A 20,627-nucleotide genomic window follows, 5' to 3' on the forward strand; every position below is an offset into this window, starting at 1 on the left:
CTATGGAGAAACAAGAAGAGAAAGTTGTAAATAATAATCTTACAACAATAGAGGAAAACATTATTAGACGCAATTCAATAGTTTTTAAAGCGATTACATTTGTCACTGCACTTACACTGTTTGCTATTTTTACAATGGGAGCTGCAATGGAAACTCACCAAATACTTTTAGTAGTCATTCAGTTACTTGTTTGGGGCAGCTATACTTTTTTACATTTTAAAAAGGTATTCATTAATTACATAAGATATATCGCCGTTTTTGGATCTGCCATGTCCACTACAATTACATTAGTTTTACAACCAGCAGTTTCAAACGTTTTTTCAATCTACTTTCTCATTATATTAGCACTTATATATATGGATAAAAAGTTATCAATATTGACTCAAGTTTATGGGTTGTTGATGATGTTATATTTACTGTATGGTCAATCTGATGTAATCAGTATTTCTCAAGAAGACAAGATTACTTATATAATTTATTATGGATTAATTACAATACTAATCTTTTCTTTGTTACAAGTTACACTTCATCTTGCGAAGCAAATGGTAGAGTCAAGAAAGGAAACTGAGTCTCTCTTAGCTTTGCAAAGTGAACAGAAAAACTCAGTTGTTCAATTGGTGAGTGAGGTTTCGAAAAATATGGGCGTTGTTTCGAAATCAAGTGAAACAAATAACCAATCATTTCACGAAATGAATGCAACCTTTCAAGAAATAGCTTCTGGCGTAAATGCTCAAAATGAAGCTACAGTCGAAATTAATGGATCTGTTTCATCAATGACAGAAGTGGTAGAAAAGATGTTACAATCAATAACAACTTTAAAAGCAGAAACAGAAGGAACAAGTGAGCTTTCCAAGCATGGTCAAAGACAAGTGCAAGATCTAACGGAAATAATTAGCAAATTTAAAGAAGAAATTGACTCAATGTCAGATGAAATAAGTGAATTAAACACTAAATTAGCCGTAACAAATCAATTTAGTAATACGATTAAAGAAATTGCAAATCAAACAAATCTTTTATCTTTGAATGCTAGTATTGAAGCAGCAAGGGCTGGAGAACATGGCCTTGGTTTTTCTGTAGTAGCTAATGAAATTCGTAATTTGTCTGATATGACAACAAAATCAGCAGAACAAATTTCAGAGCAACTTAGTGAATTTACAAAGCAATCGGACAACACACGTAATCGGATGATTCATATAGCAGAACAAATGGCTAAAAGCTATGCAGTAACAACACAGACAAACCAATCATTTTCTGAAATCAATTCGGCTATCGTAAATCTCTCCCAATTAGCTGATATTAGTAATAATTTAATTTTAGAAATAAATTCAACTGTAGGAGTGATTAACAGCTCTACAGAAGAGTTGGCATCAGTCAGTGAACAATCTAGTGCTTCTTTAGAGGAGTTAATGGCTACTTTAGAAAATATATTAGATGCTAACACAACAAGTGTAAGTAGTATTAAAGCAGTCGAGAAATCACTTACATCTATTTCATAAATAGATGATAAAATAATTCCCTTATTTTAACTTTTTATAAAGTGGATAAGGGGATTTTTTTATGGAAAAATAATACTGTGATTAATTAATAGGGAGAGAAATATATGAAAAAACGTAGTTTAATGGGTTTCGTAATGATTATGTTTGTTACAAGTATCATCATATCTCTAAGTTCCCAAGTAGATGCACAACAGGATATACCTAATTTAGAAGGTGGTCCAGAAGAAAAGGAAAGAGTTCGATATCCTGTTTCAAATATCGTCTTACAGCAAAGATATCCTGAAACGGTTGTGTTAAGAGGTCAACAAACTGACAATAGTGTTGCCTTAACATTTGATGATGGACCAGATCCACGTTTTACTCCGCAAATTTTAGATACCCTGAAGGAATATAATATAAAAGCAACCTTCTTTTTAATGGGAGCACGGGTAGAAAAATACCCTGATATAGTTAAACGGATTGTTGAAGAAGGACATGTTATTGGAAATCATACTTATTGGCATCCTAATCTTGTAAAAGAAGCAGATATAAATACACTTGAAAGAGAAGTCTCAACAACTGAAGAAGTGTTAGCCAAACAAATAAATTACCGAACTAAGCTATTTCGTGCTCCATATGGATTTTTATATAATGAACTAGTAGAAAAGCTAAAAGGAATGAATTATACAATTGTTGGCTGGTCAGTAGATTCATTAGATTGGCGCGAGTCACCTCCAGAGGTAATATCTTATAATGTGTTAAGTAACTTTGAGCCTGGTGCAATTGTTCTTATGCACGACGGAGGAGAATGGGATGCTGATCGTACAAATACGATAAAATCCCTTCAGCTAATAATCCCTGCTTTAAGAGAACAAGGTATGGCATTTAAAACTGTTCCTGAATTGTTAAATATACCTTATAAAAAGTAAAAATAGGATTTAGATAAGGATAAAGAGGTGAAAGCTCTTTATTCTTTTTTTGTGGAATTACCTTACATTAAGATATTCAGCAAAAATCCAAGAATATAGTACTTTTCTTTTCATATCTTAAATCAATTAGCTGACAAAGTAGATTGGCATCTTCTTTGTCATTTGAAAGGTAACCAATTTCATCAATAATTAAAAATTTATACTTTCCATAGTGCTTGAATTGAGATTACAAACGGTTTTCTAGCTTTGTCTTTTTAAGTTCAATAAGTCCATTAACATTTAATAAAATAGGTACTCAAGTCCTTCCGGCTTTATGACGGACATTTGATAGGGCATTCCCTCGCTCAAGTCCTTCATCAGCTTTATGACGGACTTTTGATAGGGCTTTCCCCTCACTCATGTCCTTCATAAGCTCTATGACGACCCTATAATCGGGCTTTTCCCTCGCTTAATAAAAAAAAAGGTAATTTTTTTCCAGTGGAAGCGAATGCCTGTAACAGAAATCAACAAAGTTTAACAGAGTCAATATTTTAAAAAAACACTATAAAACAAAGGCATGACCCAAGGGGTTTTGCCTTTTTTCTAATATTTATCCAAATAATGTAATGAAGGAAGGATTCAGGGTCTTGACATTGATAACTGTTTTCAATTAGAATGATAAATAGATAATGATAATCATTTTCAATTAAAGATGTGAGGGTAAGCTATGGAGAGAACAGGTTCTGTTGAGGTTAACATTTGTAATGATTGCGGATTTACTGAGACTCTTGATATAGAAGATGATTTCACAAGGGACTATTGTTCTTGTTGTGGAATAGATATGCTCGACATAATTATGTTGAAAATGTAATATCACCAGATAGTTAACTAAGCTCACAGCTTGAACGAGTCTTTAAATATAGTGAAAGGAATAATTCCCTATATGATCAATAATATCCATCAAATTACAGAAAAATATAATGATGAAATTCATCATTTAGAGTCATTTATAAAGTGTCCCTATAAGCTATACTTTCAACATATATTAGCCTTCAAAGAAGGACAAATAAGATGGAGGCAGGTTGTTCAGGTACATATCAATTGGGTTGTTCAAGCATATCACCAGCTACCTGGTGAAAAACAAACAAAATTGGAGTAAGGTTAATCCTTCATTGTTTCATTCAAAAGAAGATTACTATCTTGTTTTAGCAAAAACAACAGATCATCTGCTGAAATTTATTTCACCTTATCAGTCACCGTTTGCTCTGTATGAAAAACTTAATACAAATAAACAAGAATTAGAAGCACAGCTTTCACTAACATTTGAAGAAGTTGATTCTTCGCCAAATGATTTTAAGATAAAAAAGTTTCTTCTTGAAGTAAATCAAGAATTAATAGAGTTATATAGCAGTTTAATTGCGGTATTTTCATACGAAGCATTTGGAATACTTCCTAAAAAAATAGAAATAATTACTTTATTAGAAGGAAGAAGGTTTACACATATTCCAAAAGAGGAAGATATTCCAAAGGGTGTTATGTACATCGATTATTTAAAGAGTGCTTTAATTCAACCAAAGGATTATCAAAAAGTAGGTTCACTGAAAGAGTGCTTGAATTGTCCGTTCACAGATCAATGTATGGAAAATAACATTAACTTGAACTCTTTAGCAACTACAAAGACTAAGTATCTGCATTAAATAGATAACTGTTCTCAGGGTAAAATGTATTTTTTAAAAGCTCAGTTGAAAATGTAAAGGAGAGATTTTGATGCATCATTATTTCATTGCTGTAGAAACGTTTGAGCATATCATTGAATGCTTCTGTCCAGATGGAGCTCATGAAGATTCATTAGAGATCAAGAAAGAGGATATTATTGAAGTAACAAATGATCGTCAATACATGTTTGATAACGGCTGGTATATCAAAGTTGTGCTTAATAATGATTGGCATTTTCATATGGCTCTAGAAGATTTAGAAAGATATTTTACACAAGGAATGATCATTTCTTTAGTAGATATAGAGCTAAAAATTAATCATTTAAATTACGTTATTGATCAATCACTAGGTAAAGGTGATGAAGCAGCATTTTTACAATCTACCAAAAGCCTAAAAGAATCAAAACAGCTTAAACTCAATCTAGAGAGTTATTTAAGTCATGTGTCTGAAAATCTATTTATGTCATAAAGAGATGATCTTGCTGCCAAACACTTACATAGAAAAATACGTAAAAGTAATATTCTAAAAGGTGTGAAGAAAAATGGGAGATATATTTAAAAAAGCAATCAAACATAGAAAAGAGCAAACAATTCAACTGTTAATAAAATTAGATTGCTATAAATCTACTGATAATCGTCAGTTATATGAATTAACATTAAGTGAGTTAGAAAATGAATATAAACTGTTAACAGGAAGGCGTGTTAGCGACTCAATTTAATATAGAACTACAAATTAGTGATTACTGCATTATATAGGACACTAATTTAATTTCAAAGATCAGGAGAGACTGGATATAAGTATTTATTTTAGCAAATGATAAACCCAAATTTTTAGGTGATCTCTCAATTAATCCTTCGCCTAATAGTTCGGGTCTTTATTTGCTTTCTTTAATAACATCTAGATTCTTATTGATCCCTATTACCTCATACTTTAAGAACTCTTTTGAATCTCTTTATATAAGTATTGATAAGTTTTTGATTCCTCAGTCATTCCTAATTCTCCATAAAGCTTGATTAACCATTTGATTGGACTTGAGTTAGTCGGGTTCATCTCAATATCCCAGAGGAAACAGTCGATAGCTTGTGGAAGCTGTTTTAATTCATAATATAACTCTCCCATATCCAGTTGTTTGTCAGGTTCTTCACTGATTTCATACATCTTTTTAATTGTATTAATGGATGGTAATGACATATGCATCAAGGGTTTTAGCCAGTTATAAGTATATTTAATATCATGTGCTTCAAATAATCTAGGAAGAAGAGTGACAATTAATTTCTCCAGCTGCTGATTATTTGTAGAAGTAAGATTTTCAGCTAGAAAGGTATCAAAAGAAAGTGCTTTTGCATCTAAATGTGCAATTGCCTCTATTAGTAAATCAGTTTGGTTTAAAGTTTGAGGTATTTTGTTTTCTGTTAGTATCATGAATATATCTTTGTAGAGCTTTTCAGATTTCAGATGAGATAGTAAATGCTCTTGAATTTTTGTTTTGTTCTCAATAAAGCTTTGTTGATTGTATAGAATATATAGGATATCTATTGTTTCCTGTTTTGTGAAATTAGATTGAAGAATAGTCTTAATATCATGAAAATAATCGTCAAATTTCTGGGGATTTGTTGATAAATAGTTGCAATGCAATGAAAGGCATTCAATTATTCTTGATTCAGATCGTAATTTTTTTTGGAGGAGAGCATATATGTGGTCGGTTTCTTTGTGAAGATAAAGCTGGTTTTCAGCATAAAGGGGGTCATATGTGAGTAATGTTTCAATTTCAGATTGATAATGGATTGAATATTTCTGGTAATCCATATGAGTTATTAAAGAGGTAGCCCACTTGTTCGTTGGGTATTTTTCTCTAGCTATTTGTAGAATACGATATGCATGAAGAAATTTACCATTTCTACGAAACTGGAGAAATGATTTCTTCATTAAAGCCAAAATATCTTCTTTTTTTAGATAACAATCAAAGGCAGATAAAATATGAAAGGCTTCATCCTTTGGAAAAATGTTATTGATATTTTTCCATAGTGTATTTAAAGAAGGAAATGTAGAAATTGATGAATTTGTAAGAAATGAAGTGAGTAATGGATGAGGAGATGAAATAGAAACACCTTTTGTAAGAATTTGCTTAAGAAACGATTGTTGCTTTATCTTTGTTGTTTTTCTTCCAGTTAGAAATTGATTTTTATAAAAAAACAGATAATAGCATTTGTCATTTTGTGGTGTGTAGGATTCTAGGACTTGAAATCCTTGAAAAAAATAGAGTCCTCTTACAGTTAAATTGATGTCTTGTTTATGATCTTTCACAGAAATAATATAGTTGTTTCTCATCTCGATCAATCCCTTCACACATCGTTATGTTAATTGTAACACTAGTCGAGGAAAATATGAAATTTATCTCTATATGTAATGAATTTAGAATGAATTCATTAGTTATAGTTTACCATTATTAATAAAATATTGTATTGACTGATGGAAAATAAAGGGTTATTATTTTATTGAACAGTGGTTAATAAAAAGGAGTAACATCATGACACCTAGAAAATCAGTTGAACAAGAATTAACGAAAGAAATGATTCTAGAAGCAGCTAAAGGATTATTTATTCAAGAAGGCTATGATCATGTTTCGATGAGAAAAATTGCCAAAGTATTAGATTGCAGTCATGGTGCAATTTATTACCATTTTAAAAATAAAGCAGATCTTTTTTATGCTTTAGTAGCAAAAGGCTTTTCCTTGTTAGATTCTGAGCTTGATCGGGTGATGGAGAAACAGCTGCCAAATGAGCAGAAGCTTATGAAGATCTTTCTTGAGTTTATTCGTTTTGGTATTAATAATCCAAGTCATTATGAAACAATGTTTTTAACAAAAGACCAAGAACTCAAAAGCTTTCTTCAAGAAGAACCAAATCACAGTTTTGAGAAGTTTGCTCAAGCTTTAACTGTATTAACAGATAATTCTGTGACATTACAGGAAGTATGGTTTGTATTTTTATCACTTCATGGTTTTGTAGCACATTTTTGTTTTAAGGGACAATGCTTTGATGATATAAGTGTTTCTGCAGAGTCACATTGTAGATTGTTGATAAAAGCAATAAAAAAATAAATTTTTTTGAGTTTTATTGAACACTGGTTAATAAATCTATATAAAATATTTTTTAAAGCGAAAGCAGCCAATAAATTGATGGAGGAATAAAAAATGAAAGCATTAGTTTTAGGGGCGTCTGGCGGAATGGGAAGTGCGTTAACTTTTGAATTAGCTAACAGAGGATTTGAAGTGACAGCTTTTGCAAGATCTGAGAATAGACTTCGCATGATTTTTGATAAACATCAGAAAATTACGATTCAACCAGGTGATGTGTTTAAGATTGAAGATTTGGAACTGGTAGCACACGATGTTGACCTAATTTTTCATGCTGTGAATCTTCCGTATAATGAGTGGAATAATAAACAGGAAATCATGCTAAGAAATATCTTGCAAGTTAGTGAAAAGTACAAAGCTAAGCTAGCAATTGTAGATAATGTTTATGCGTATGGAAGATGCTTTGGAAAGAAAGTGACAGAAGACTTTCCAAAAAAGCCTCATACAAAGAAGGGTAATATTCGCTTGAAGCTAGAACAAATTGCTCTTTCATCAAAGGTACCTGTTGTGATTGCCCATTTTCCAGACTTTTATGGACCTTATGCAAAAAGCACTGTTCTTCATTATATGCTTCAATCTATTGTTAAAAATAAGCGTGCCATGTTTGTAGGAAATCAGCAGATTGAAAGAGAATACATTTATACACCAGATGGAGCGAAGGCATTGGTTGAATTAGCTCTTTCTGACGCTTCATATGGTGAATGCTGGAATATTCCAGGTTCAGGAACTATTACCGGTGAAGAGCTTGTAGAGGTAATCAAAAATACCACGGGATATTCAAAAAAAGTATCGACTGTAACTAAAAGTATGGTACGATTTAGTGGTTTTTTTGATAAGATGATGAAAGAATATGTAGAAATGTATTACTTAAACGAAGATCCACTTGTGTTAGATGGTTCAAAATATGAAGAAAGAATGGGTGTTATACCACGAACAACCTATCAAGATGGTATGGCGCATACCTTGCAGGTGATGAACTCGTACTAAGTGTAAAAAGAGAATGGGACATATGTGTTTAAGCAAAAGTGAAAAACCCGAATTACTAGGTGACGTTCAATTAATCTTTCGCCTAATAGTTCGGGTCTTTATTTTTTCGACTTTGTGGATGATTTTTTTATAATGTCCCAACCTCTTCTTTGAAGCATTAATTATTAAGTAAGGGATTTCTTTGAAAAGCTACCTTTTTGAAGAAGCATACTAAATTCCTCTGGAGGAAGTGGGTGTGAAAAGAGATAGCCTTGTCCTAAATTACACTGATTTTCAATTAATTTTTCCATTTGCTCTGTTGTCTCAATTCCTTCTGCAATTACATTTAATTTGAGGTTTAAACCTAATTTAATAATGGATTTTATCATTGTTGAATTCATAGAATCTGACATATTTTCTAAAAATGATTTATCTATTTTTAGTGTATCAATAGGTAAGTCCTTTAGAACATTTAAAGAAGAATAGCCTGTACCAAAATCATCAATCGATACTTTAACTCCCAAACTTCGTATTTGAGTTAGAATGTCTACAGAGTGGGTAATATCTTGCATAATGCTTTCTGTTATTTCTAATTCAAGACACCTAGGACTAAGCCCAGTTTCTTCTAAAATCGAAGATACTTTGTTTAAAAAGCTACTATCTTGAAATTGGCGAACAGATACATTTACTGAAACTGATAGATTATGCAGACCTTGTTCTTGCCACAGTTTATTTTGGCGACAAGCCTCTTTTAGTACCCAATGGCCGATATTGACGATTTGTCCTGTTTCTTCTGCAACAGGAATAAATTCCATTGGTGAAATGAAGCCTAGCTTTGGATGCTGCCATCTTAATAACGCTTCCATTCCAATGATTTCACCTGATTTTAATTCAACCTTAGGTTGATAAACTAGAGAAAATTCCTTATTATCAAAAGCTTTTCTTAAGCCATTTTCTATCTCCATTTTGTAAGCTAGCTGTCTATGCAATGCTTCATCATAAAATTGAAATGTGTTTTTACCATTTTCTTTAGCCAAGTACATAGCAGCATCTGCATGTTTTAGCAGTCCACCACTTGTTTCCCCATTCTCAGGAAACATACTAATACCAATACTTGGTGATACAGTTAATTCATATCCTTCAATGAAAAAAGGATATTGAAAATCAGCTAATAACTTTCTTACAACAGTGATACATTTTGGCTTTGTTGTATCGGGAAGCACAATAACAAACTCATCTCCACCGAGTCTGTATGTGGTCCCATGTTCTGCCACAGTGCTTTCTAGTCTGTTAGCAACCTCTACTAACAAACAATCTCCAAAATAATGACCTAGTGTATCATTAATATTTTTAAAGCGATCTAAGTCTAATAGAAGAAGAGCTGTTCTTGTTTGATCACTAGTAGCTTTTTCTAAAACTAGTTGAAGATCACTTTGGAATTTAGGGCGATTATATAGACTAGTTAATTGATCATGAAAAGCAAGATATCTGTACTCGTTTACTAATTGTTGATTTTTACGAATGAACGAAAAATGACGAATTAAAATAAGAAGGAATGAAACTGTTAAGCCCATACTTAGTGCATTTAGATCGTTCTTATAGCTAGAAATAACGAGAATTAATAGGAACAGCACACAAATATATGGGATAGAGATATCAATATTGCTGAGTGGTTCTTTTTCAATTATTTTATGATTAGACGATTCGTTCTTAAATTGTAATCCAGCTATACCTAATAATAAGATAGATATTGTCCAAAATGGGTCAATAATACTGCCAATTTGATAGATACCTAAGTGTAATAAATAAACATAAATCGAGTCTGCTAGAATTTGAAGGGTAAATGCCATTGTAATAAATAGATAACTTCTTTTTAACTGAGTATTTCTAGAAATATAATAAAGATAAACAGAAGAAAAAATGATACCTAAATCAAAGATTGGATAAGCTATTGTGAGTATCGTAGCACCAATCGAATAGTCTGATTGAATCCAGATAGGCTCGATTAAGAAGTGAATACTTAAAGCAATTGCCACTGTCATAAAAATAACTAAGTTAAACATATAAGGTCGATAATCGACAGTGTGCTTCAGCAAAATCATTTTGAAAATTAATGCTGCTAAATACAATAGGTAGGTAAAAACCCAAAGTAAGTTAGTCCAGCCTGGAAGATGGACAACTCCATTAATGCCATCTATGTACCAGATAACATTGGAAATGAATGAAGTGAGAACTCCAAAGCTTAATAATAACCAGAAATATTTCTCATTCCCTTTAACCCTTTTATACGTCTTGATGAGCCATGTTAAACTAATTATATTTCCAAGTAGAACAAAGAAGGTAGTACCTACTAACAAAAGAGCTTCGTTGCTGCGCATGGTTAAAATCCATACGTAAAATATGGATATATGAGCAAGTAGAAAAAAAACTGGAGAATCCTTTAGTTTCGTCATATTTATCCCCCGAAGTATAGCGTAGTTCTTAATAAGTGCCCTGAACTGAATGAACAAAATTTGAAGAAAAAAGTCTAAATAAAAAAAAGTTATATCCAAAGAGACATAACTTTTATCTCATTGGTAACTCAGCCACCATAGTCTCCCTTAGGTCTGTAGCTTTGCGTCCCCATTTTTCAATAGGTTTGCCTTTTTCAATTATTTTATTGTTGAGTTGCTGAGTCGATATTACAGCAAATAACTCTTACATGGCTTTTGGTAATTGAAAAGCTGCCAAACTGAGTAGCTACTATCGTTATTTTCGTAAATTTTGTAGAATGTATAGTTCTATTATACTATTTATTTAGCATTTTTGATATGGTGATATTTAAAAGATATGTAAACAACATTAATTTTAAGAATAATCAGAAAAAGTGTCAGTTAATATAACATGAATGTAGAATACATCTTTTTACTTTTGTATAGTTAATATAACAAAAGGTAAAGGGGCTGTGGAAATGAAGAAATCAAACGTTGGTTTATTCACTTTTTTAGTTTTAGCAGTAAGAACTGTATTTACCTATTAACAGGCGGACACTTCATTACATGAGTAGAATGATATAAATTTTTCACCTAAAAAAGATGCATATCAATTGATGTGCATCTTTTTTAGATGAGATTTTATCTGTTTTAATTAATGAGAGGTAAATACTGTAGTTATTAGTTACTAAACCAAAAACAATAAACAAAACGGTTCTCATTGTTAACGAAATAAAAATTCGTGTAGCTGTCATCATACTCCCCCCTATATTATAAACTCACTCTATGTTTTACTAGCATCTTTAGGAGTTAAAGTCGTCTGATGGGGACTTGATGGGGACTGTCCCCCAGTACGTTAATGAGATAAACCAAAAAGCTATCTTATTAACATAAATTGAGTCTGCTGATCTTGTTAGGTTACAATTGAGGTATAAAATAAAGGAAAAGGTGCTTGGAATGAAGAAGGTTATTGTGATAGGAGCAGGTATTCTTGGGGCGTCAACTGCATACCATTTAGCTAAATATGGTGCTGATGTAATGGTTATTGACAGAAAAGATAAGGGTCAGGCGACTGCTGCAGCAGCAGGAATTGTATGTCCGTGGGTTTCACAAAGACGAAACAAAGCCTGGTACCATCTGGTTAAATGTGGTGCAAAGTATTACCCAGAGCTCATTGAGAAGTTAAAAGAAGATGGTGAAACAGAGACAGGATATCGTCGTGTTGGTGCGATAAGCCTAAATAGGGATACTGAAAAATTAGAGAAAATGGCTGAAAGAGCAATCAAACGGCGTGAAGAAGCACCTGAAATCGGAGAAGTAAAGATTTTACCTCCAGAAGAAACTCAAAAATTATTTCCACCTATAGCAGCAGGGTATGGCTCTGTGTATGTAAGTGGAGGTGCACGTGTTGATGGAAGAGCACTGTGTAATGCATTGATGAAGGGTGCCATTAAGAATGGTGCGACACTAATTAAGGATGATGCAGTTTCTCTAATCACGAACAATAAGAAAATTTTAGGTGTGAAAATACAAGAACAAGAACTAACAGCAGATTTAGTGATTGTTACTGGTGGAGCATGGTCAAAGCAATTATTAGATTCTCTAGGAATTTGTTTTAAAGTAACCCCTCAAAAAGCGCAAATTGTTCATCTTGAAATAAATGATGCTGATACAGGTAAGTGGCCAGTAATTATGCCGCCGAATAATCAATATATTTTATCCTTTGAAGCTGGTCGTATAGTTGTCGGTGCAACACATGAAGATGAAGCAGGCTTTGATCATCGCGTGACTGCAGGTGGAGTGCATGCAATATTAGAAAAAGCTCTAGAAATTGCTCCTGGCTTAGCTGAGAGTACATTTGTAGAAACAAGAGTGGGTTTTAGGCCTTTTACCCCTGGGTTTCTGCCAATTATAGGTGCATTACCAGAGTACTCTGGATTATTTTTAGCGAATGGACTTGGAGCATCTGGTTTAACAAGTGGTCCTTTTCTAGGTTTACAGCTAGCAAACCTTGCACTAGATATGGATCTGGAAATTGACTTGGATCAATACCCGGTTGCTGGTGCGATTGCGGAGTAAGAAGCTGCAAGTCACATTTCTAATTAAACGTTTATTTAGGCTCTTTTCTGAAAGATTGTTGCTATGTAACCAAAATATACAGTGGAAATAGTATATTTTCGCATAAAAGGTAACCATTTTAAGAAGAAAAGATGCCACTAGACTTACTACTGTGCTGATTTCTCGTGTATTTAAAAGCAACAAAGTTTGTGAAAACAGCACTTATTTAAGAAGGGAGAGTTGATTGAAAGATGATCGAAACCATTCTCTCAATAATTCTTTTCATCAGCTTATTTGTTTCAATCTACTTTACTGTGAGAAAAAGGAAGAAATTAGGGATTGCTGGTTTTAAAACTAGCTTAACCTCGATATGCTTTTTCCTGATTGCAGCAGTGAATTTATTTGGGTACTGGTTTAACTTATTAGGAATAGGTAGCTGGTTAGTAACGATGATTCTCATACTTGTTGGTGCTTATTTTACAAAATATATGCCGCGTGGAAATTATTCTCCAAAAAGAAGGTGAACAACTATTTAAGTTGCGCACCTTCTTTTCGTGTAATGTAACTAGTATGAATTTCTGTACTTATAACTAGAAACTATATAAATACTATTAAATGAAAAACTTAAACTGTGTAAACCATCACTTTTATAGCAAAAACACTTAGCTGATAAAGGAAATAAACACTAAAGCCAACAAATGTAAAAAACACTAGGAAAATCGCAGGTAAAATAGTTTTCATGTAGAAACCCTCGCAATCTATTAGTAATAATATAGATTCTTACCAGTTATATAGAATTTATACCTAATAGTAATAGAAGTTTTGAATTTAATATTGTGGAATTTTGTCGAAAAACTAATATAAGCTGAATATTAGCAAATAAAAGTTCATTAACAGCAAATATAATGACAAAGGATTCAAATATACTAACCCAAAGAGCAAATAAAATAAAAAAAGAGCAAATAAAGTAGAAAAATACATAAAAAAGCTAGAGATAAAAATAATAAATGGTAAAGAAAGACTTGATTCTCAATGTAAGCGTATTATATAATATCATCAAAGTTAGTTAACCGTTTAACCGGAGGCAAAATGAATCAGAAAATCACAATTAGAGACGTAGCTAAACATGCCAGTGTATCTCCAGCAACAGTATCTTATGTGCTCAATGGAGTAAACAAAGTTTCAGACGAGACAAAAGAACGAGTGCTACTTGCGATTGATGAATTAAATTATCAACCAGATTTCACAGCCATAAGTTTATCAAAAAGAAAATCTAAAATGTTAGGTGTTATTTTGCCATTAGTTGGTGACACACTTGCACCACTTTTTAAAGAAAATCCTTATTATAGTGAATTATTAAGTGGAATTGAATATGAATGTCGTACAAACGGCTATGACTTTGTTATTTCAGGTATTTCAAAAGCGGATGAATGTAAAATTTGGGTTATGAAACGTAATCTAGATTCTTTGCTCGTTTTAGGAACATTTCCTGAACATGTTTTTGAAGAAATGAAAACGCTATCTATACCATTAGTTTTTATTGATTCTTTTGAGGATTATGCAAAATACTATTCGAACATTCGGATAGATGATGAGTTAGGTGGTTATCTAGGAACAAAACACTTAATCGATTTAGGACATAGAAATATATGCTTTATTCCAAATGGAAGAATAGATATAGCTGTTGATGGTCAACGTTTTCTTGGCTTTAAACGGGCTTTAGCTGAAGCGAATATTGCTTTTCGAGATGGAATGACCATTGAAGGAAATTATAACACCTTTGAAAATGGATATAAAATTGGTAAAGAAATTGCTGGAAATAAAGAAATAACTGCAATATTCACGTCATCTGATATTACAGCATTAGGTATTATCAAATCTCTGAATGATCATGGAATAAAAGTGCCTGATGATTTCTCGATTGTAGGCTTTGATGATTTGATGATTAGTAAATATTCTTCACCAAGCTTAACAACGATTCGTCAAGATGTATTTAAGAAAGGTGCACTTTCAGCTGAGTTAGCGATAAAAGCAATTGAGACAAATAAAGTTGAAGCAAAAGAAATAATGCTACCAGTTGAACTTGTTATTAGAAGCTCAACGAAAGAAATGGAATAAATTAAGGAGGTGAGTTCATCTAATCTCATCACATTATTATCGTTAGTTAACCGGTTCACAAAAGAAATAGGAATAGATTCTGTTAATATAGAGCATTTTATTATTGGCTTAGATATTTTCAGAAATCAACACCTTGAATACGTGAAGAATAATAACCTATAAAAGCAATAATAGTTACGGCAGTAGACTAAATTAAAATAATAATAGATTAGGGTGGAAAATGATGATTAAAGTAACTGTATGGAACGAAAATAGACATGAAAAGAAAAACCCAGTAGTAAGTGAAATTTATCCAAAAGGTATTCACGGCGCAATAGCTGAGTTTTTGCAAAAAGAAGATCATGAAGTGAGAACAGCAACTCTTGATGAGCAAGAACACGGACTAACAGATGAGGTTCTTGCAAATACAGATGTTTTAGTATGGTGGGGTCATCTTGCACATGATGAAGTTCAAGATGAAATAGTAGAAAAAGTTCAGCAAAGAGTTTTAGATGGTATGGGATTAATTGTTTTACATTCTGGTCACTTCTCGAAAATTTTCAAAAAGCTTATGGGAACTAGCTGTGATTTAAAATGGCGTGAAGCAGATGATAAAGAGCGTCTGTGGGTTGTAGATCCTGCTCATCCAATTGCAGAAGGAATTGGTGAATATATTGAGTTAGAAAAAGAAGAAATGTATGGAGAGCACTTTGATATTCCAGCACCTGATGAGCTTATTTTCACTAGCTGGTTTGAAGGTGGAGAAATTTTCAGAAGTGGTTGCACATTCAAGCGTGGTAATGGAAAAATATTCTACTTCCGCCCTGGTCATGAAACATACCCAACATATCATAATGAACAAATTCAACAAGTAATTAAAAACGCAGTAAACTATGTGAAGCCAGTTGATCGTAAGCGACCTGTTTATGGGAACGCACAGCCATTAGAAACAATTTCCGAAAAATAATATAACTAAATATAGATATCTAATCTTAGGAGGAAATAATGATGAGTAAATTAAGAGTTGGTGTTATCGGATGTGGAAGTATTGCGCAATTTCGTCATCTTCCAGAATATGCAGCAAGTCAAGAGGTAGAATTAGTAGCAGTGTGTGATATCGTTGAAGATCGTGTTAAGGAAATTGCTAATAAATATGGAGCAAAAGCCTTTACTGACTATAAAGAATTGATTTCTAGTGGTGAAGTTGATGCAGTTAGTGTTTGTACACCAAACTATCTACACGCTCCAATATCTATTGAGGCATTAAATAATGGATTACATGTTTTATGTGAAAAGCCAATGGCAACTTCTCAGGAAGAAGCAGATGCAATGATCCAAGCAGCACAGAAAAATGATAAGAAATTAATGATTGCTCACAATCAGCGCTTTGTTCGCTCACATCAACTTGCACGTCAATTGATTGAAAGTGGCGAAATTGGGAAGATTTATAGCTTTAGAACAGCATTTGGACATCCAGGACCTGAGGGCTGGAGTGTTGATGGAAAAGATAGCTGGTTCTTTGTTAAAGAAAAAGCTTATATTGGTGCAATGGGTGACTTAGGTGTTCATAAAACAGATCTACTTCGCTATCTACTAGGAGAAGAAATTGTTGAGGTTGGAGCATTTATTGAAACAACGGCAAAAGAATTTGCTGATGTAGATGATACAGCTGTTTGTGCACTTAAAACTGAAAGTGGAATTATCGGAACGTTAGCTGCAAGCTGGTCTTACACAGCTAAAGAAGATAACTCAACAATTATTTATGGTGAAAAAGCAATTATTCGCCTTGAAGATAATCCAGCGTATTCACTTGTTGTTCAATATACAAACGGTGAAACAGTGAACTATGAATTAGGTAAAATTCAGTCAAATGATGAAGGTGGCCAACAAACAACACATGTTATAAATCATTTTGTATCAGCTGTTGTTGAAAATAAAGAGCCATTAATTACTGGTGAAGAAGGTATGAAGTCTTTAGCTGTTATTCTTGCTGCAATTAAATCAAATGAAACTAAAACAATTGCAAAAGTATTTGAGTGATTTTTATGAGTAAATTACGTATAGGAATCATCGGTGTAGGTGGGATTGCACAAGGACGTCATATCCCAGCATTTCAAATGTTTAGTGATGATTGTGAAATCACAGCTGTTAGTGATGTTAATAAAGAAAGAGCTCAGGAAGTAGCAGATAAATTTACGATAAAACATGTTTTTGAAGAGTACAAGGATATGTTTGAGCATGTTGATGCTGTTTGCATTTGTACACCAAATAAGTTTCACGCTGAAATCACAATCTCAGCTTTAGAGGAGGGAGTTCATGTTCTTTGTGAAAAACCAATGGCTCTTTCAGCAGAAGAATGTGAGAAAATGCTTGAAGCATCAAAAAGAACAAATAAGGTTCTTGCTATCGCCTTTCATTATCGATTTATGAAAAACGCTCAAGCAGCGAAAAAGTTAATGACAGAGGTTGGAACACCACTTGTTACAAGAGTCCAAGCATTAAGAAGAAGAAAAGTTCCTGGCTGGGGAGTGTTTACTAATAAAACACTACAAGGTGGTGGAAGCTTAATAGATTATGGTTGCCATTTATTAGATTTAGCAATCTGGTTAATGGGAAGTCCTAAACATATTGAAGTTAATGGAAGCACATATAATACATTAAGTAAAACACCAAATAGCGTTAATCAATGGGGCTCATTTGATCATGAAACCTTTGACGTAGATGATCATGTAACAGCATATATTAAGTTTGAAAATGGTGCTTCTCTTTTATTAGAAACATCATGGGCAGCAAATATTCTGGATGACCAAGAACATGTAAGTATTTCAGGAGTTGAAGGGGGCTTAAGTGTTTTCCCACTAGAGCTATATTCAACAAAAAACGGAATGCTGATGAACAGCCAAGCAGCATGGATTCCAGGAGAAGACGACCCTGGTGTTGAACAAGCAAAAAACTTCATTGATACATGTCTTGGTAAAACAGAACTAGTCGTAAAGCCGGAAGAAGCATTACAGGTGTCACAAATTATAGATCGTATTTATCAATCAGCTAACAAGTAGGGGGTCTGACCCCAAAGGAGGAATTTTAATGAAACTAGGTGTTTTTACAGTACTTTTTAATGATAAATCCTTTGAAGATATGTTAGATCGAGTGAAGGCTTCAGGACTAAATGCAGTGGAAATTGGTACTGGTTGTTATCCAGGAAATTCACATTGTGATCTTGATGCACTGTTAGAAAGTGAAGAAAAACGTAACGAATATATAGCAAAAGTGAAGGAAAGAGATTTAATTATCAGCGCATTTAGCTGTCATGGTAATCCAATTTCTCCTGATAAAGAATTTGCAAAGGAAAGCAATGATACTTTATTAAAAACAATCAAACTAGCTTCTTTACTAGATGTTCCGGTTGTTAATACTTTCTCTGGTACTGCAGGAGATTCTGAGGATGCAAAATACCCTAACTGGCCGGTAACTCCTTGGCCAAATGAATATGGTGATGTTTTAACATGGCAATGGGAAGAAAAACTAATTCCTTATTGGAAAGAAGTCGGCAAATATGCACAAGAGCATAATGTGAAAATTGGTCTTGAACTGCATGGTGGCTTTTTAGTTCATACTCCTTACACAATGCTAAAGCTACGCGAAGCAACGTGTGATGCAATTGGTGCTAACCTAGATCCAAGTCATTTATGGTGGCAAGGCATTGATCCAGTAGCTGCTATTAAAATTTTAGGAAAAGAAAATGCGATCCACCATTTCCATGCTAAAGATACATATATTGATCAAGATAATGTAAACATGTATGGACTAACAGATATGCAGCCATATGGCGAAGTACAAACAAGAGCATGGACATTTAGATCTGTTGGTTGTGGACATAGCTTAACAGAATGGAATGACATGATGAGTGCACTTCGTACTTATAACTACGACTATGTAGTGAGTATTGAGCATGAAGACCCTATTATGTCAATTGACGAAGGCTTTGAACGCGCTGTGACAAATTTAAAATCTGTATTAATTAAAGAATCTCCGTCACAAATGTGGTGGGTATAATTCTTTATAGAAACCTCTCTTGATTTCCAAGAGGGGTTTTATTTTTTATGAAAGAATGGGTATGATGGAAGAGGTTCGTTTTTTCGGAAATATATAAAGAAGTGGTGAAGAAATGAGTAAAGCAGCTCGAGTTCAAGTGAAAAAAGATTTTGTTAAATTTTTCAGATCAGGTTATCCACTAATTAATAATGATGCAATCCAAAATCCCAATGTTTTAAAGGTAGAGGGAAGTATTATTGATTTAGTTGATGAAAAAGGAAGCTTTCTTGCAAAAGGCTATTATGGAATCCAAAATAAAGGCAGAGGCTGGGTGCTAAGCTTTAATCCTAACGAAGTCATTGATCAAGCGTTTTTCGAAGACAAGATTAAGCTCGCACTTTCTGCAAGAAAACCACTTTTTGAAGATCCCGATACAACTGCATTCCGAGTTTTTAACGGAGAGGGAGACGGTGTTGGTGGATTAACGATTGATTATTATGATGGTTACTATGTGATAAGTTGGTATAGTGAAGGTATCTACACATTCAAAGATGAAATAATTCAGTCACTAAAAAATGTAGCTGAAATAAAAGGGATTTATGAGAAAAAGCGCTTTGATAGCAAAGGTACATATATTGAAGACGATGATTTTGTATCAGGAGAGCGAGCAAGCTTTCCTCTGATCGTAAAGGAAAATGGAATCAAATTTGCAGTTTATCTAAATGAAGGCGCGATGGTTGGAGTCTTCCTTGATCAAAAGGATGTACGTAGAACGATTCGTGATAAATATGCCAATAGTAAAAGTGTGCTAAATACCTTTTCATATACAGGAGCATTTTCAGTTGCAGCAGCACTAGGTGGAGCAACTAAAACAACAAGTGTAGATCTTGCAAATCGGAGCAAGTCAAAAACAATTGAACAATTCAGTATCAATAATATTGATTATGAAGCACAAGATATTATCGTAGAAGATGTATTTCATTATTTTAAATACGCTGTTAAAAAACAATTAGGATTTGATATGGTCATTTTGGATCCCCCAAGCTTCGCCCGATCCAAAAAACATACATTTAGTGCTGGAAAAGACTATCCTGATTTATTAAAGCAGGCCATCGCAATTACAAATAAAAACGGTGTTATTGTTGCTTCAACGAACTGTAGCACATTCGGTATGAATAAATTTAAAGGCTTTATTGATAAAGCATTTAAAGAATCAGGAGAGAAATATAACATTCTAGAAGAATATAGTTTGCCAAAGGATTTTAAAACTTCTAAAGATTTTAAAGAGGGTAATTATTTAAAAGTTGTATTTATTAAAAAAGAAGGATAAACGGGGGATCAGACTCTTGATAATGAGAGCTGATCTTTTTTGTTGTGGAAGTATGAAGTGCTTGCGGTATGAAGCTAATAAGGTGGTGCTCTTACAAGGAAAGGGTAGGGTTCATTGTTATTGTCGAACCAATGAAGGACAAAAGCAGGCGCAGCCACAGTTAAAATGGGCCTCATCGAGCGAATGAGGGACAAAAGCAGAAGCACCCACAGCCAAAATGTCCGTCATCATTAGTTGTTTAACAATACTTGCTCCTATCAAATAATATATAACTTCAACTACAGAAACACATAAAAAGCATGAATTCCTAAATGAATTCATGCATTAAGCATTAATATATCATTAAATTTAATAGACCATCTCTTAAAAATATTTCCCTACAATGAGAGCATTGTTAAGGAGAAATATCAAAGGTACACAGGGACATTTTTTTAG

At 33.2% G+C, this 20,627-nt stretch carries 20 protein-coding genes, 1 pseudogene and 1 riboswitch; of the genes and pseudogenes, 17 read left to right on the plus strand and 4 right to left on the minus strand.

What is annotated here, in order from left to right; all coding sequences use genetic code 11:
• Positions 1–2 precede the first annotated feature (2 nt).
• Both FS935_RS20070 and FS935_RS20075 read left to right on the plus strand, forming a co-directional pair.
• Entirely contained in the window at positions 3–1,496 is a 1,494-nt protein-coding gene (locus FS935_RS20070) for a methyl-accepting chemotaxis protein (protein ID WP_146950428.1), read from the plus strand.
• Positions 1,497–1,636: 140 nt separating this feature from the next.
• On the plus strand, positions 1,637–2,404 hold the full coding sequence (locus FS935_RS20075; protein WP_439116682.1) for a polysaccharide deacetylase family protein: 768 nt from the start codon (positions 1,637–1,639) through the stop codon (positions 2,402–2,404).
• Positions 2,405–2,495: 91 nt separating this feature from the next.
• Here the strand turns inward: FS935_RS20075 and FS935_RS24310 are convergent.
• Positions 2,496–2,715 (minus strand): annotated as a pseudogene (locus FS935_RS24310) (ATP-binding protein); the annotation flags it as partial.
• 395 nt (positions 2,716–3,110) lie between these two features.
• On the opposite strand from FS935_RS24310, the gene FS935_RS23500 reads away from it, so the two are divergent.
• From FS935_RS23500 to FS935_RS20100, 5 genes are all read left to right on the plus strand, one after another.
• Positions 3,111–3,254, plus strand: a complete 144-nt coding sequence (locus FS935_RS23500) for a hypothetical protein (protein WP_158638674.1) — start codon at positions 3,111–3,113, stop codon at positions 3,252–3,254.
• A 72-nt stretch (positions 3,255–3,326) separates the two neighbouring features.
• On the plus strand, positions 3,327–3,542 hold the full coding sequence (locus FS935_RS20085; RefSeq protein WP_146950429.1) for a hypothetical protein: 216 nt from the start codon (positions 3,327–3,329) through the stop codon (positions 3,540–3,542).
• A 13-nt stretch (positions 3,543–3,555) separates the two neighbouring features.
• A complete protein-coding gene (locus tag FS935_RS20090; protein WP_158638675.1) occupies positions 3,556–4,080 on the plus strand; it encodes a hypothetical protein in 525 nt (174 codons plus the stop codon).
• Positions 4,081–4,150: 70 nt separating this feature from the next.
• The gene (locus FS935_RS20095; RefSeq protein WP_146950431.1) at positions 4,151–4,567 is read left to right on the plus strand and encodes a hypothetical protein; all 417 of its coding nucleotides are present in this window, start codon (positions 4,151–4,153) and stop codon (positions 4,565–4,567) included.
• 73 nt (positions 4,568–4,640) lie between these two features.
• Complete coding sequence (locus tag FS935_RS20100) at positions 4,641–4,817, plus strand: Fur-regulated basic protein FbpA (RefSeq protein ID WP_146950432.1); 177 nt, start codon at positions 4,641–4,643, stop codon at positions 4,815–4,817.
• A gap of 212 nt (positions 4,818–5,029) precedes the next feature.
• Here FS935_RS20100 and FS935_RS20105 read toward each other — a convergent pair whose 3' ends face one another.
• Positions 5,030–6,427 (minus strand): hypothetical protein, encoded by a 1,398-nt coding sequence (locus tag FS935_RS20105; RefSeq protein WP_146950433.1) that lies wholly within the window; start codon positions 6,425–6,427, stop codon positions 5,030–5,032.
• A 199-nt stretch (positions 6,428–6,626) separates the two neighbouring features.
• On the opposite strand from FS935_RS20105, the gene FS935_RS20110 reads away from it, so the two are divergent.
• On the plus strand, positions 6,627–7,199 hold the full coding sequence (locus FS935_RS20110; RefSeq protein ID WP_146950434.1) for a TetR/AcrR family transcriptional regulator: 573 nt from the start codon (positions 6,627–6,629) through the stop codon (positions 7,197–7,199).
• 93 nt (positions 7,200–7,292) lie between these two features.
• Positions 7,293–8,222, plus strand: a complete 930-nt coding sequence (locus tag FS935_RS20115; protein ID WP_146950435.1) for an SDR family NAD(P)-dependent oxidoreductase — start codon at positions 7,293–7,295, stop codon at positions 8,220–8,222.
• Between the two features lie 164 nt (positions 8,223–8,386).
• On the opposite strand, the gene FS935_RS20120 is transcribed toward FS935_RS20115, so the two are convergent.
• Complete coding sequence (locus FS935_RS20120; protein ID WP_146950436.1) at positions 8,387–10,654, minus strand: putative bifunctional diguanylate cyclase/phosphodiesterase; 2,268 nt, start codon at positions 10,652–10,654, stop codon at positions 8,387–8,389.
• Positions 10,655–10,773: 119 nt separating this feature from the next.
• A riboswitch (cyclic di-GMP riboswitch) is annotated at positions 10,774–10,854 on the minus strand.
• A 408-nt stretch (positions 10,855–11,262) separates the two neighbouring features.
• The gene (locus FS935_RS23505) at positions 11,263–11,427 is read right to left on the minus strand and encodes a hypothetical protein (protein WP_158638676.1); all 165 of its coding nucleotides are present in this window, start codon (positions 11,425–11,427) and stop codon (positions 11,263–11,265) included.
• Positions 11,428–11,629: 202 nt separating this feature from the next.
• Here FS935_RS23505 and FS935_RS20125 point away from each other — a divergent pair, with 202 nt between their 5' ends.
• The 8 genes from FS935_RS20125 to FS935_RS20160 all read left to right on the plus strand — a co-directional run bounded on the left by FS935_RS20125 (position 11,630) and on the right by FS935_RS20160 (position 20,192).
• Positions 11,630–12,751: an NAD(P)/FAD-dependent oxidoreductase gene (locus FS935_RS20125; RefSeq protein ID WP_146950437.1), complete on the plus strand. Its 1,122-nt coding sequence runs from the start codon at positions 11,630–11,632 to the stop codon at positions 12,749–12,751.
• Between the two features lie 230 nt (positions 12,752–12,981).
• Positions 12,982–13,254, plus strand: a complete 273-nt coding sequence (locus FS935_RS20130; protein ID WP_146950438.1) for a hypothetical protein — start codon at positions 12,982–12,984, stop codon at positions 13,252–13,254.
• A gap of 565 nt (positions 13,255–13,819) precedes the next feature.
• Complete coding sequence (locus FS935_RS20135; protein WP_146950439.1) at positions 13,820–14,848, plus strand: LacI family DNA-binding transcriptional regulator; 1,029 nt, start codon at positions 13,820–13,822, stop codon at positions 14,846–14,848.
• A 223-nt stretch (positions 14,849–15,071) separates the two neighbouring features.
• Positions 15,072–15,794, plus strand: coding sequence for a ThuA domain-containing protein (locus FS935_RS20140; RefSeq protein ID WP_146950440.1), 723 nt, complete (start codon positions 15,072–15,074; stop codon positions 15,792–15,794).
• 41 nt (positions 15,795–15,835) lie between these two features.
• Positions 15,836–16,867, plus strand: coding sequence for a Gfo/Idh/MocA family protein (locus FS935_RS20145; RefSeq protein ID WP_146950441.1), 1,032 nt, complete (start codon positions 15,836–15,838; stop codon positions 16,865–16,867).
• A 5-nt stretch (positions 16,868–16,872) separates the two neighbouring features.
• Positions 16,873–17,886, plus strand: coding sequence for a Gfo/Idh/MocA family protein (locus FS935_RS20150; RefSeq protein ID WP_146950442.1), 1,014 nt, complete (start codon positions 16,873–16,875; stop codon positions 17,884–17,886).
• Positions 17,887–17,914: 28 nt separating this feature from the next.
• Positions 17,915–18,883 (plus strand): sugar phosphate isomerase/epimerase family protein, encoded by a 969-nt coding sequence (locus tag FS935_RS20155; RefSeq protein ID WP_146950443.1) that lies wholly within the window; start codon positions 17,915–17,917, stop codon positions 18,881–18,883.
• Between the two features lie 112 nt (positions 18,884–18,995).
• Positions 18,996–20,192 (plus strand): class I SAM-dependent rRNA methyltransferase, encoded by a 1,197-nt coding sequence (locus FS935_RS20160; RefSeq protein ID WP_146950444.1) that lies wholly within the window; start codon positions 18,996–18,998, stop codon positions 20,190–20,192.
• The last annotated feature ends 435 nt before the right edge of the window (positions 20,193–20,627 follow it).

Origin of the sequence: Metabacillus litoralis, assembly GCF_007994985.1 — a bacterium.
GTDB lineage: Bacteria > Bacillota > Bacilli > Bacillales > Bacillaceae > Metabacillus > Metabacillus litoralis.